14 protein-coding genes are annotated in these 12177 nt (G+C 70.7%); 10 read left to right on the forward strand and 4 right to left on the reverse strand.

The genetic code is table 11. The features are described from left to right. Window positions 1–28 precede the first annotated feature (28 nt). Window positions 29–529 (reverse strand): hypothetical protein, encoded by a 501-nt coding sequence (locus tag VF584_14335; GenBank protein HEX8211349.1) that lies wholly within the window; start codon window positions 527–529, stop codon window positions 29–31. Window positions 530–946: 417 nt separating this feature from the next. Next, the gene (locus tag VF584_14340) at window positions 947–1831 is read right to left on the reverse strand and encodes a L,D-transpeptidase (protein ID HEX8211350.1); all 885 of its coding nucleotides are present in this window, start codon (window positions 1829–1831) and stop codon (window positions 947–949) included. 200 nt (window positions 1832–2031) lie between these two features. On the opposite strand from VF584_14340, the gene VF584_14345 reads away from it, so the two are divergent. The 7 genes from VF584_14345 (at window position 2032) to VF584_14375 (ending at window position 7970) form a co-directional block, all read left to right on the forward strand. Then, complete coding sequence (locus VF584_14345; GenBank protein ID HEX8211351.1) at window positions 2032–2718, forward strand: PH domain-containing protein; 687 nt, start codon at window positions 2032–2034, stop codon at window positions 2716–2718. A gap of 83 nt (window positions 2719–2801) precedes the next feature. Beyond that, window positions 2802–3272 (forward strand): hypothetical protein, encoded by a 471-nt coding sequence (locus VF584_14350; GenBank protein ID HEX8211352.1) that lies wholly within the window; start codon window positions 2802–2804, stop codon window positions 3270–3272. A gap of 29 nt (window positions 3273–3301) precedes the next feature. Beyond that, a complete protein-coding gene (locus tag VF584_14355; protein ID HEX8211353.1) occupies window positions 3302–4321 on the forward strand; it encodes a glycoside hydrolase family 6 protein in 1020 nt (339 codons plus the stop codon). A gap of 305 nt (window positions 4322–4626) precedes the next feature. Then, a complete protein-coding gene (locus tag VF584_14360; GenBank protein HEX8211354.1) occupies window positions 4627–4971 on the forward strand; it encodes a hypothetical protein in 345 nt (114 codons plus the stop codon). Between the two features lie 151 nt (window positions 4972–5122). Continuing rightward, a complete protein-coding gene (locus VF584_14365; protein HEX8211355.1) occupies window positions 5123–5749 on the forward strand; it encodes a hypothetical protein in 627 nt (208 codons plus the stop codon). Between the two features lie 130 nt (window positions 5750–5879). After that, window positions 5880–6890 (forward strand): LLM class flavin-dependent oxidoreductase, encoded by a 1011-nt coding sequence (locus VF584_14370; protein HEX8211356.1) that lies wholly within the window; start codon window positions 5880–5882, stop codon window positions 6888–6890. Window positions 6891–6899: 9 nt separating this feature from the next. Further along, the gene (locus VF584_14375) at window positions 6900–7970 is read left to right on the forward strand and encodes an LLM class flavin-dependent oxidoreductase (protein HEX8211357.1); all 1071 of its coding nucleotides are present in this window, start codon (window positions 6900–6902) and stop codon (window positions 7968–7970) included. A gap of 51 nt (window positions 7971–8021) precedes the next feature. Here VF584_14375 and VF584_14380 read toward each other — a convergent pair whose 3' ends face one another. Then, window positions 8022–8489, reverse strand: a complete 468-nt coding sequence (locus tag VF584_14380; GenBank protein HEX8211358.1) for a DUF983 domain-containing protein — start codon at window positions 8487–8489, stop codon at window positions 8022–8024. A 175-nt stretch (window positions 8490–8664) separates the two neighbouring features. On the opposite strand from VF584_14380, the gene VF584_14385 reads away from it, so the two are divergent. Further along, the gene (locus VF584_14385) at window positions 8665–8958 is read left to right on the forward strand and encodes a Rho termination factor N-terminal domain-containing protein (GenBank protein ID HEX8211359.1); all 294 of its coding nucleotides are present in this window, start codon (window positions 8665–8667) and stop codon (window positions 8956–8958) included. A gap of 55 nt (window positions 8959–9013) precedes the next feature. Here VF584_14385 and VF584_14390 read toward each other — a convergent pair whose 3' ends face one another. Further along, complete coding sequence (locus tag VF584_14390) at window positions 9014–11038, reverse strand: SDR family oxidoreductase (GenBank protein ID HEX8211360.1); 2025 nt, start codon at window positions 11036–11038, stop codon at window positions 9014–9016. Between the two features lie 173 nt (window positions 11039–11211). On the opposite strand from VF584_14390, the gene VF584_14395 reads away from it, so the two are divergent. Together VF584_14395 and VF584_14400 are read left to right on the forward strand one after the other, a co-directional pair. Then, entirely contained in the window at window positions 11212–11607 is a 396-nt protein-coding gene (locus VF584_14395; GenBank protein HEX8211361.1) for a hypothetical protein, read from the forward strand. A gap of 17 nt (window positions 11608–11624) precedes the next feature. Then, complete coding sequence (locus tag VF584_14400; GenBank protein HEX8211362.1) at window positions 11625–12167, forward strand: DUF1697 domain-containing protein; 543 nt, start codon at window positions 11625–11627, stop codon at window positions 12165–12167. The last annotated feature ends 10 nt before the right edge of the window (window positions 12168–12177 follow it).

Here is a 12177-nt window from a genome sequence, read left to right on the forward strand (position 1 = left end):
CTGCGCCTTACTTTTCTCTGCGTGTTCTCTATGTGAGGCTGTTCCCGGATGCCTGCGCCTCCAGCCTGCGTATGTCGCGCAGGCAGAGCCAGAGCGGGATGATGCCGATCACGCCGAACGATGCGTCGATCAGCCGCCAGTAGAACGGGATGCCGCGGATCGGCCCCGCGATCAGCGCGAGCGGGATGATGGCCACGCACGCGATCATCCCCCACTCCACAACCCAGACGTTGCGCACGGGATCGCGCAGCGGGCCGATGAAGAGCGCCGCGATCACCAGGTGCGCGAAGGCCAGCCAGTCGGTGCCGTACGCCAGGAACGGGTACGCGCGATTGGTGGCGATCACCCCGTCGCGCACGGTGACGAGCCAGCGCAGCACGCCCCCGTCCGCCGCGTCGGCGCCGAGGACGCGCGTCAGCCAGCGCAGCTCCGTCTCGATGGGAAAGGCCGTGACCCCGCTCACCACCAGCCCCACGATGAACAGCACCAGCAGCCAGCGGATGCGCCGCTCCAGCCGGTAGGATTCCATCCCGGACGCTCCGGTGGGGGGATTGCGATGGTTGAAGCACCCAAGCTGGCGCCCACCGCGGGGGCATGCAAGCGGCCTGCAACGGTGAAGGAGCGGGAGTCGAGGGGTTCGTGGCGGCCGATCGGAAGATGGAGCACCAGCAACGCCTGTCTGGAAGAAGCTTCGGGGTCATCGTCCTAAACGCCGGCGGGACTAGACTGGAGGATTTGCACCCGCTAACGGAAATTCTGCAGGAGGCCGTGGCTCGGGTCTCACCAGGGGAGATGATTCAGGTTCGTCCTCCAGGCTGACCCGAACGTACGTGTCACGCTTTGTTGCGAACGTCGCTCCCGCTTCGGTGCAAGCCGGCTTCCGACAAACGAGGGCCCTACACCAGATGCCGGTGCAGGGCCCTCTTTTTTCGGACGTGCGCGAGCTTTACCGCGGGGTAGTGTCCTTGGACGCCGAGCCCGCGGTGTCGCGAGAGCGGCGGCCCGAGCGCGCCGTGTCCGAGCGAGTCGTCCGCGAGGAGCGGGCGGTGTCCGTGCGCGACGTGCCGCGCGAGCGCGCCGTGTCGCCGGAAGACCTGGGGGCGGCGCCGGTGGCCGTGCCGCCCGACGACTTCGGGGCGGCGCCGCTTTCCGTGCCCTTGGGGCGGTCGCCCTCGATGGCGTCGGCGTTGTCGGCGCCGTTGATGACGCTGATGGGGATCGGGTTGGGGAGCTGCACCTCCTGCCGCACCGTGCGGTTGGTGCGCGCCTGCTGGATCCACGCGGCGTCCTTGGGCGCGCCGCCCGCCACCATCAGCAGCTGCGCCAGCTCTTCCGCCTCCTCGTTGCGCATGCGGATGGAGCCGTGGCTTGCCGCCTTGCCGATGGACTCCGGCTGGTTGGTGCCGTGGATGGTGCGCGGCGGATCGTAGACGATCTGCACGGTGCCCAGCGGGTTGTCTGGATCGCCCGGGTCCTTGGGCTTCTCGTCCTTGGTCCACTCCTCGTCGGGCGGCGGCGTCCAGCCGGGGTTCCACACCACCTGCGTCACGTTCCAGTTGCCGTTCTGCGTGGGCCACTCCGCCGTGCCCACGGCGATGCCGTAGCTCTTCTCGAGCTGGTCGCGGCGGAACATGCGCACCTGCCTGGCCGCCACGTCCACCTCCAGCCGCACCTCCTGCGGGGGCTGCGGCGGCGGGGCGGGCTGCGCGGCGGGTGCGGCGCCCCCGGCGGGTGCCGCGCCATTGTTCTCGGCGTCGCCGCCGCCGCACGCCGCCAGGGCGAACGCGGCCGCGCCGCCCAGCGTCCACGATCTCATGAGCCTTCTCGTCATTCCTCGTCTCCTTTGCAGGGTTGGGCCCAGCCGTTTAGCAAGGGGCGTGCGCGGAGGTTGAACGCACCTTGCGCCGGCGGGGCGGGCCAGCGCACGCGCGTACTGCTTGGAGGCATCCGGGCGCTCCGCTACATTGCTGGGTCCGGGCCGGCATCCCGCCGCACCCGTTTCCGCACAACCTTTCGCGAACACGGTGAGGCATGCCCGTTGACCGCAGCGCCATCGACGCACAGCTCCGGGCCATCGGCGAGGGTGACCGCTGGTGGGAGCACCGCGAGTTCCGCGCGCTTCCACACGTCCTGCACGCCGACGAGCGCATCCTGGGTGTCGTGCGCGGCAAGCTCCTGGGGGTGCGCCGGCCCCGCATCGGGCCGGCGGGCGCGTGGCTCTTCGTCGCCACGACCCAGCGCCTCATCTGCCTGAAGCAGGAGCGGTTCGCCCGCAAGCAGGTGGAGTTCGCCGCCGGCCAGATCACACGCGTGCAGCAGGGGAGCCGCCTGCGCGCCTACCAGATCGCCCTCGACACGCCGCAGGGGCGGTACCGCATCCGCATCACCAAGGAGGACGCCTTCCGCTTCGCCGGCTCCATCGCCGGCCTGGTGCCGGGGCAGCCGCGGATGATGGAGGGGACGCTGGAGCCCAAGCCGATGCACCCCGCCATCGCCGCGGTCGCGGGGCTGCCGGGGGTGGGGCGCATGGTGGCGAAGGCGGGTCTCCTTCCGCCGCCGGAGCCCGCCACCCGCGCACACGTGGACCGGCTGGAGGCGACCGTCGACCGCCTGCAGATGGACGTGGAGCGGCTCCAGCAGCAGGTCGGCTTCCTGGAGGAGCTCCTCCGGCAGCGCACTGCCGAAGCCTACCTCCCCGCCGTGCCGGGGGACCGGTAACAGGAGCGTAGCACAGGAAGTGCAAAGAAGTGCCTTTTGGACGTGCAACCGGGGGTGAAATCAACCGCTTCGCTGGAGTCGAAATGAACAGATCTCCCGTCATCGAGGGCGAGTCGAACGAAACGGGGCGCAGGCCTGGACGGCGCCCGCTGCTCTCCGGCGTCGAGGTTCGCGAGGAGGACCTGGAGCCCCAGAAAGGACTTCACCTGGTCGGCATCCTTTTCCGGATCTCGTCCGTGGTGATCCTGGTTCTGGCGCTGGGGCAGTTCGCCGCATGGTGGCTCAACCGTCCCCCGGGCGGCGCGGGAATCGGGCTGCTGGTGGGCGACACCATCCGGCTGATCGTGTTCGCGGGGCTGCTGTGGGGCGCGGGCGATCTGGCCAACCTGGCGATCAAGACGCACTACGACATCCGGGCCGCGCGCATCCTCCTCGCCCGCCAGACGTACATGATGCGCAAGATGGGCGAGGCGAACGGCTCCCTCCCCTCCACGACGCTCCCGCACCGGCGCGCCTCCGACTTCTCCCAGCCCGAAGAAGCGCTCCGGCTCTGAGCGGGTGAACCGCACGGCATCCGCGAGCCATGCCCCGGCGATCACCCCCGCGTGGATCGCGGCCTCCGCGTTTCCGGAGGCCGCGGCTGCACGCGCTCGCCCTGGCCACGCTCCTCCTTCTCGTCCCCGGCCCGTCCGTGGACGGGCAGTCCAGCAACCCCTTTCGCGGGCGGCGGCTGTACGTGGATCCGTACTCGCCGGCGCGCGTGCAGGCGCAGCAGTGGTCCCGCTCGCGCCCGGCGGACGCGGCCCTCATGCGCCGCATCGGCGACCAGCCGCAGGCGATCTGGCTGGGCGACTGGATGCGCGACGTGCGCCGCGAGACGGATGCGCTGATGTCGCGGATCACGGCGGCGGGGGCGCTGCCGGTGTTCGTGGCCTACAACATTCCGCACCGCGACTGCGGCCTCTACTCCGCCGGCGGCTCGCGCAGCGGCGACTCGTACCGCAGGTGGTCGCGCGACCTCGCCGCGGCCATCCGGCGCCGCCCGGCCATCGTCATCCTGGAGCCGGACGGCCTGGCCGCCATCGACTGCCTCCCCTTCCGCATGCAGGACGAGCGCTACGTGCTGATGCGCGAAGCGGTGCAGGCGCTCAAGGCGGCGGGAGCATCCGTGTACATCGACGCCGGCAACGCCAACTGGCAGCAGCCCGGCGAGATGGCGAACCGGCTGCGCAAGGCCGGAATCGAGATGGCGGACGGATTCGCGCTGAACGTGTCCAACTTCCACGCCACGCGCGTCAACATCGCGTACGGCGAGCGGCTGAGCGCGATGGTGGGGGGCAAGCACTTCGTGATCGACACCAGCCGCAACGGGCGCGGCGCCGCGGTGGAGCGGGTCTGGTGCAACGCGCGAAACCAGGCGCTCGGCACCGCCCCCACCGCCCAGACGGGGCACCCGCTGGTGGACGCCTTCCTCTGGGTCAAGACGCCCGGCCAATCCGACGGCGTGTGCAACGGCGGTCCGCGCGCGGGCCAGTGGTGGGCCGAGTACGCGCTTGAGCTCGGCAAGATGGCCGAGGCGCTGGGGAGCGCGCTGCCGCGGTAGGGGGTGAGGTGGCGAGTGAACTCGCGGCAACTACAGCACAAAGTCCGCCTCCGCGGACTCCGGGTCCAGTGCCGCGTTTCTCGAGCCGGCTTCAGCCGCCTTCCCGTGGTTCCAGCCGGGGGATTCGCCGCGCGCCGGTGCGCGGCGTTGCCCCCTGATCGCCCCCCCGGCGTGACCTGGGAGGTGCGCCCGGCCGTGCCCCCGGCGCCCAGCGCATCAGCGTTGCGCGCGGCGCGGGAGTGCGTAGGTTAGGCGGAGGCACTAAATCGGCACGCACACCGGCGGTCCCGCGGAAGAGAAAGAGCATGGCGCTGCGAGAGTTCATCGCACCCGACGGCGAGCTGTGGCGGGTGTGGCAGGTGATCCCCACCCTCGGCCGCTCCGGCTTCGCCCGCCTCCGCGAGAGGCGCGGGCAGGACGTGGTGGCGTACGACGGCCCCGACCGGCGCAAGGCGGACCGGCGCAGCATCGCCTCGCAGACGCCGGTGCTGGCGCAGGGGTTGGAGGGCGGGTGGCTGGCCTTCGAGTACAAGGGAGCCAAGCGCCGCCTGGCCCCGCCGCCCTCGGGGTGGGAAAGCTGCAGCGACGAGGAGCTCGGCGCGCTCTGGGCGGCCGCCCGCGTCGTTGCCACGCAGCTCCGCGCGCCCTGACCACGATCACGACGCCCCCGCGCGAGGGCCGCCGTCAGAGGTACGGGCACTGGTGCGTTATATAGAAATTGGCCAGACTTCGGTCAGACCGCCGCACGAGCCCGCTGCCGCACCGCCGCGCAGGCCCGCCACCTCCGATGCGAAAAGCAGAATGAGCACCCCGACCCTGAAGCGCTTGCTCGGCACCGCGGCGCTCGCGCTGGCGCTGGCCGCCTGCACGGACTCCACCGGCTCGGGCGAGAACCCGAGCGGTGCGCTCTCCTTTACCTACACCGGCGCCGAGATCGGTGAGTTCGTCGCCACCGGCTCGTTCGACCCCGACGCCAACGAACTGCTCGACTACAGCGCGGCGTTCGTCGTGCGTGGCGAGCTCGTCGTCCTCGCGTCGGACAAGCTGGCGAGCGGCCGCAGCAACCTGTTCGTCCTTTACGCGCCGCCCTCGGTGAGCTCCACCACCTGCACTGCCGCGACGCCGGAGAGCTCCTGCCTGATCCGCGGCGAGTTCCTGACCGGCGTCAGCAGCGACCCGAACGAGGGGAACACGGGGCTGTACACCGGCTACGTGGGCAACGTGCAGGTGACCGAGATCGCGAACAACCGGGCGCGTGGCACCTTTTCGATCATCGTGGAAGGCGTGGATGCCACGGACGGCTCGATCGAGGTCCGCACCGGGAGCTTCGACGCGCCCATCGTCTCGGCGTTCCAGCTCGATCCCAACCGCGGCCGCTTCCCGCCGGCCGCCGCGCCGATCTTCAGCCGGGCGCGCTCGTTCCGCTAGCCGGCACGCCCGCCGCAGTGAAAGGCCCCTCCGCCCTGGCCGGCGGAGGGGCCTTTTCTTGCCGGAGCACCGCTGTCTTCACGCTGAACCTGCCGTTCGGATGGACGCAAACCACGGATGGATGACTGATATGAGGAAGACGCAGGAGATCCCGCTTTCGGTGCTGGACCTGGTGCCGATCGGGGCGGGGGCGACGGCGAGCCAGGCGCTGCGCAACTCGGTGGAGCTGGCGCGGCTGGCCGAGCGGCTGGGATACACGCGCTACTGGTTCGCCGAGCACCACGGGATGCCCAGCATCGCCAGCTCCGCGCCCGAGATCCTGATCGGGCACGTAGCCTCGGCCACGGAGCGGATCAGGGTGGGGTCGGGGGGCATCATGCTCCAGAACCACGTTCCGCTCAAGGCCGCCGAGGCGTTCCACACGCTGGAGGCGCTGCACCCCGGGCGTATCGACCTGGGGATCGGCCGCGCGCCGGGGACGGACCCGCTGACGTCGAGCGCGCTGCGCCCCTTCGACCCCGCCAAGTTCCGCGACCACCTTGCCGAGATGATGGGGCTGTCGCGCGGCGACCTGCCGGAGGACCACCCGTTCCGCGGGGTGCGCGTGATCCCCTCCGGCGTGTCGCTGCCGCCGGTGTGGCTGCTGGGCTCCAGCGGGGCGAGCGCGCGGCTGGCGGGGGAGCTGGGGACGGGGTACAGCTTCGCGCGCCACTTCAGCCCCACCCCGCCCGCGCCCGCCATCGAGGCCTACCGCGCCAGCTTCCACCCCTCCGCGCAGTTCCACGAGCCGCACGTCATCCTGGGCGCCGCGGTGATCTGCGCGGAGACGGACGAGGAGGCGGCGTACCTTTCCGCGTCGATGGACCTGGTGTGGGTGCGCATCACGCGCGGCGAGTTCGCGCCGATCCCGACGCCGGACGAAGCGCTCGCGTACGAGTACACACCCCGCGAGCGCGCCATCGCGGACAGCTACCGCAGGCTGGTGATCGTCGGCAGTCCCGAAACGGTCCACCGCGAGATCGCCCGCGTCGCCGCTGAGGTGGGCGCGGACGAGGTGATGGTGACCGCCACCATCCACGACCACGCGGCGCGGCTGCGCTCCTACGAGCTGCTGGCCGAATCGGCCGCGCTCCCCGCCTGAGGAGGCGCCGTGGAGCTGGGCATCTACACCTTTGCGGAAGCCACGCCGGACGCGGCGACGGGGGAGACGGTCAGCGCCGCCGAGCGGCTGCGCGACCTGATGGAGGAGATCGATCTGGCGGACCAGGTGGGGCTGGACGTCTTCGGCGTGGGCGAGCACCACCGCCCGGACTACGTCGCCTCGTCCCCCGCCGTCGTCCTCGCCGCCGCGGCGATGAGGACGAAGCGCATCCGCCTGACCAGCGCCGTCACCGTGCTCAGCTCGGATGATCCGGTTCGCGTCTTCCAGGACTTCGCCACGCTCGACCTGCTCTCCGGCGGGCGGGCGGAGATCATGGCGGGGCGCGGGTCGTTCATCGAGTCGTTTCCGCTCTTCGGCTACGACCTGGGCGACTACGACGAGCTCTTCGCCGAGAAGCTGGGACTGCTGCTGAAGCTGCGCGAGGGGGAGCGCGTGACGTGGTCGGGCCGGCACCGGGCGCCGCTCACGGGGCAGGGCGTGTATCCGCGCCCCATCCAGGACCCGCTGCCGGTGTGGGTGGCGGTGGGCGGCACGCCGCAGTCGGTGGCGCGCGCCGCCACGCTGGGACTGCCGATGGCGCTCGCCATCATCGGCGGGCAGCCGGAGCGGTTCGCGCCGTTCGTGGAGCTGTACCGCGAGACCGCCCGCCGCGCCGGGCACGATCCCGCGAAGCTCCCCGTCAGCATCAACTCGCACGGCTACATCGCGGACGGCTCACGGCAGGCGGCGGACGAGGCGTTCGGCCCCACGGCGGTGACGATGAACCGCATCGGCCGCGAGCGCGGCTGGCCTCCGCTCACGCGCGCGGCGTTCGACGCGTCGCGCACGTTGCGAGGCGCCAACTTCGTGGGGAGCCCGGAGGAGGTGGCGGAGAAGATCCTCTTTCAGCACGAGATCTTTCGGCACGACCGTTTCATGGTGCAGTTCAGCGTCGGCACCATGCCGCACCGCCAGGTCATGCGCTCCATCGAGCTGTTCGGCACGCGCGTGGCGCCGGTGGTGCGCGCGGCAACAACAGCCTCACACAGAGACACAGAGGGCACGGAAAGAACAACATAAGGTGTTTCTCTGCGTCTTGAAGTTCCCTCCGTGCTCTCTGTGTGAGGGTTTTCAGCGGTCGCGCTGCTTGCGGAACTCGCCCTCGCGGCTGGCGCGGTGCCACTCCATCTCCTCGTCCGTCACCGGCTTGATCAGGATGTCCGACGCGAGCCAGGTGGTGAGCGAAAAGGGATAGAAGAGGAACGGAAGGACGGCGATGAACGCGATCCCGCCCCACTGCAGCAGGTCCCACGGCACGTCCGGCCAGGTGACGACGACGAGCAGCACCACCACGGCCAGGAAGACGAGCCCGCAAAAGACGTAGTTGAACATGATCCCGCCCAGGAAGAAGTCCTCCTCCCCCCGGTCCGAACGCAGCCCGCACTCCGGGCACTTGTGCTTCAGCTTGAACCACGTATTCAGCAGCCGCGCCTTGCCGCAGTGCGGGCAGCGCAGCGTCAATCCGCGCCCGTACAGCCGTCCCGCACGCTTCAGGCTCAGCTCCTCCGGGTTGGCCCAGCGGCGCTCCGGTCCGCTCATCTCATCCTCCAGCCACGAGTTACTGCGTACGTTGAATCACGAACAATGATCGCCCGCCGCGCTCCGGTTCGAAAGGCGGCATCCGCTGCACTTCCGTAGGGTGATACACCACATGGCACGGAGGTGGCACCCCACGGCGCGGCGACGGAACGCGAACCCGGGAGAGGAGGCGGCGATGCCCCGCGGATGGAATCGCAAGGACGAGCGGATGTACGAGCACGTCAAGGAGAGCGCCGAAGCGCGCGGCGTGCCGGAGGACGAGGCGCAGGAGATCGCCGGGCGCACGGTCAACAAGAAGCGCCGCCAGGAAGGGCGCACCCCCAACAAGCGCACGCAGGGCACGGGGAACCCCAACCGCCCGCTGGAGGAGCACACGCGCGACGAGCTCTACAACATGGCAAAGGAAAGAAAGATCGAGGGGCGCAGCAAGATGACCAAGGACGAACTGATCCGCGCGGTGGGACGATGACGAAGCGGGCCGGCGGCAGCTGCCGCCGGCCCGCTCCACATCCCTCGAAGGAGCGTTACGCCGTCGGCCGCTCCAGGGCGGAGCTGAGGGCGGCGGCGGCCTTGTTCACCGCCTTGCGCGCCTCGCCCACCACGGCGCCCATCCCAAAGAACTCGTGGGTGACGCCTTTGTAGAGGTGGTACTTCACCGGCACGCCCGAGTCGCGCAGCCGGTCGTACAGCTGGTCGCTGTCCGAGCGGAGCGGGTCGATCTCCGCCGCGATGAGGGTGACCGGCGGCAGGCCGTGCAGGTCCGCGTGGATCAGCGAGATCAGCGGGTGCCCCGTGTCTGGCGCGCCGCGCAGGTAGTGGTGCAGGAACCACTGCATCATCGGCCGGTTCAGCGGCTTGGCGTCCGCGTTCTCCTCGTACGACTCGGAGTCCGTGTTGCCGTCGGCGATGGGGTACACCGCCAGGATGTGCGCAGGCAGCCGCACCCCCCGGTCGCGCGCGATCACTGCCGTGGAGATCGCCAGGTTGCCCCCCGCGCTCTCCCCCGCCAGCGCGATGCGGTACGGGTCGCCGTTGATCTCCGCGGCGTTGGAGAGCGCCCACACGTAGGCCGCGTAGGCGTCCTCGTGCGCGGCCGGAAAGCGGTGTTCCGGCGCCTTGCGGTACTCCACCGACATCACCACCGCGCCCACCGCGTTGCAAAGCGCGCGCGCGGACGAGTCGTAGGTGTCGTTGGTGGCGATCACCCACCCGCCGCCGTGCGTGTACACGATGACGGGGAAGGGCCCCGCCCCGCGCGGCGCGTAGATGCGCACCGGCAGCGGCCCGCCGGGGCCGGGGATGGTGCGCTCCACCACGCTCCCCACCTCCTCCGGCTCGGCGCTCTTGCCGTGCTTGCGCAGCAGCGCCATCACCGCCTCGGCGGGGGTGGGCTGGCGCCGCGCCTCCTCGGGGGTGAGCTGTTCGACGGGCTCGCCGCCCAGCATCTCCAGGTGCTCCAGCACGTGCCGCATCTCGCGGTTGGCGCGCGACATCGTGTCGCCGCCGCCGGTGATGCGCTCGCGCGCCCCGCCGTACACCCGCCCAAAGAGCCCGGAGCGCACCGCCCACACCGTCCCTACGCCCAGGACGCCCAGGAGCAGGGCGGAGCGGAGCGGGTTCTCGGCGGCGCTGGTGTACGCGCTGGACTCCATCACGTGCCCCGGGTAGTCGCCGCGCTCGCTGCCGGCCGTCGTCGGCGCGTAGAGCGCGTCGTTGCGGCGCTTGGTGCCGCGGGGGGCGCGCTCCTGGTCCCACACCACGTTCTCCGCGTAGCTGCCGAAGAGGCGCGGGGCCCAGCGCCACATCATCGACATCTGCTTCCCCGAACCGCCCACGATCAGCTCGCGGCGCGGGTGCTCGGCACAGTGCAGGATGGCGTCCGCCACCACGTCGGGCGCGTAGACGGGGGGCGGAATCTCGGGATCGGCGCCCTCCATGTGGTTGTGCGCGTGCTCGGTAAAGGGCGTGTCGATGGAGGCGGGGCGGATGAGCGTCACCGCCACCGGCGCGCCGTCGTGCTCCAGCTCCATGCGCAGCGCATCGGTGAAGCCCTTTACCGCGTGCTTGCTGGCCGCGTAGTGCCCGTGCATCGGAATGGGGACGCCGCTCTCCACGCTCCCCACGTTGATCAGCGCGCCGCCGTTCTGCCTAAGGTGCGGCAGGGCGGCGAGGGCGCCGTGCACCATCCCCCAGTAGTTGGTCTCAAAGAGGCGCCGCGCATCGCCCAGCGGCGTCCGCTCCAGCTCGCCATACATCCCGATGCCGGCGTTGTTGACCCACGTGTCGATGCGCCCGAAGGCGTGCACCGCCACGCGCGCCAGTTCGCGCATCGCCCGCTCGTCGCCCACGTCGCCGGCCAGCCACTCGGCTTCCGTGCCCAACGCGCGCAGCTCGTCCGCAATCTGGGCGAGCGCCTCCGCGTTGCGCGAGCTGATCACCACCCGCGCCCCGCGCCGCGCCGCCTCGCGCGCCGTCGCCAGCCCGATCCCGCTGTCCGCCCCCGTGATGACGATCACCTGATCGCCCACCGCTCTCAGCCGCATCTTCATCGTTCCCTCCAGTCCCATGGGTGCCCTGCGTAGGGCGCGCGGCCTTCGCAAGCGGCGGGCCGTGCGGGGCTCCGCATCACCTCTCCCGCGCGATTCCGTTGACAACCTCTCGCGGCGCGGAGCAATATGCGTCGCCCGCCGCATCGACCGTTGAATCCCGGGGAGCCTCGCCCATGCACTTCAGCATCGCATCCGTCGACGTGGATTGGTCGTTTGTCGCTCTATCTCTCGTCTTGCTCGTCGTTTACGTCTTGCTGACGGTGGTGGCGGGGCGCCGTTTCGGCCTCCGGGGGCTCTGGGCCGCCTGGATCGTGGCCGTCGTGGCCACGAGCCTGTTCCCCCTGGTGATCCACGGCGCGCACTTCGCGCACCTCGACGCCGTGACGATGGTCCTCCACACCGCGGTCGTGGCCGTGCCGATGGCGATCAGCGCGTGGGTGATCGCGTCCACCCTCCGCCGGCCGCGCCCGGTCGGTGTCCCCGTCCAGCTCGCGCTCGGCACAGTCTCCTTCGTACTCGCGTTCCTGGTAGTCGCGGCGGCGGTTTTCGTCGTGCTGTTCACGCACTGAGTCGCCGACCCGGCATCATGACTGGAAAGCAGGTCGCGCTGCTGCGCGGCATCAACGTTGGGAAGGCGAAGCGCATCGCGATGGCGGATCTGCGCGCGCTGGTCGCGGAGCTCGGCTTTGGGGACGTGAAGACGCTCCTCAACAGCGGCAACGTCGTCTACACGGCCACGGATACTGAGCCGGAGGACGCCGCGGCGCGCATCGAGGAGGCGATCGTCGCGAAGACGGGCATCTCCTCGCGCGTCACCGTGCTCACCGCGGCGGAGGTGGCGGAGGCGGTCGACGGGAATCCGTTCGGCGAGGTGGACAATCCTTCGCGGTTCCTCGTCACCGTGCTGCGCGACCCCGCGGATCGTGCCCTGCTCGAGCCGCTGGCGAAGGAGGACTGGGGCACGGACTCGCTCGCCCTCGGCCGGCGCGTGGCGTACGCGTGGTGCAGGGACGGCGTCCTGGAAAGCCGCCTCCCCGACGCCCTCAACCGCCTGCTCGGCGACCGGGGGACGGCGCGCAACTGGGCCACGATGCTGAAGCTTCGCGCGCTCGCCGAAGAGCCCGGATAGCATCGAGGTA

It is taken from the genome of Longimicrobium sp. (assembly GCA_036389135.1).
In the GTDB taxonomy this organism is placed as follows: Bacteria; Gemmatimonadota; Gemmatimonadetes; order Longimicrobiales; family Longimicrobiaceae; genus Longimicrobium.

Bases quoted from the DNA above. Each gene is read 5' to 3' on its own strand.
- VF584_14335 (HEX8211349.1), bottom strand. From the start codon at position 529: ATGGAATCCTACCGGCTGGAGCGGCGCATCCGCTGGCTGCTGGTGCTG.
- VF584_14340 (HEX8211350.1), bottom strand. From the start codon at position 1,831: ATGACGAGAAGGCTCATGAGATCGTGGACGCTGGGCGGCGCGGCCGCG.
- VF584_14345 (HEX8211351.1), top strand. From the start codon at position 2,032: ATGCCCGTTGACCGCAGCGCCATCGACGCACAGCTCCGGGCCATCGGC.
- VF584_14350 (HEX8211352.1), top strand. From the start codon at position 2,802: ATGAACAGATCTCCCGTCATCGAGGGCGAGTCGAACGAAACGGGGCGC.
- VF584_14355 (HEX8211353.1), top strand. From the start codon at position 3,302: ATGCCCCGGCGATCACCCCCGCGTGGATCGCGGCCTCCGCGTTTCCGG.
- VF584_14360 (HEX8211354.1), top strand. From the start codon at position 4,627: ATGGCGCTGCGAGAGTTCATCGCACCCGACGGCGAGCTGTGGCGGGTG.
- VF584_14365 (HEX8211355.1), top strand. From the start codon at position 5,123: ATGAGCACCCCGACCCTGAAGCGCTTGCTCGGCACCGCGGCGCTCGCG.
- VF584_14370 (HEX8211356.1), top strand. From the start codon at position 5,880: ATGAGGAAGACGCAGGAGATCCCGCTTTCGGTGCTGGACCTGGTGCCG.
- VF584_14380 (HEX8211358.1), bottom strand. From the start codon at position 8,489: ATGAGCGGACCGGAGCGCCGCTGGGCCAACCCGGAGGAGCTGAGCCTG.
- VF584_14385 (HEX8211359.1), top strand. From the start codon at position 8,665: ATGCCCCGCGGATGGAATCGCAAGGACGAGCGGATGTACGAGCACGTC.
- VF584_14390 (HEX8211360.1), bottom strand. From the start codon at position 11,038: ATGAAGATGCGGCTGAGAGCGGTGGGCGATCAGGTGATCGTCATCACG.
- VF584_14395 (HEX8211361.1), top strand. From the start codon at position 11,212: ATGCACTTCAGCATCGCATCCGTCGACGTGGATTGGTCGTTTGTCGCT.
- VF584_14400 (HEX8211362.1), top strand. From the start codon at position 11,625: ATGACTGGAAAGCAGGTCGCGCTGCTGCGCGGCATCAACGTTGGGAAG.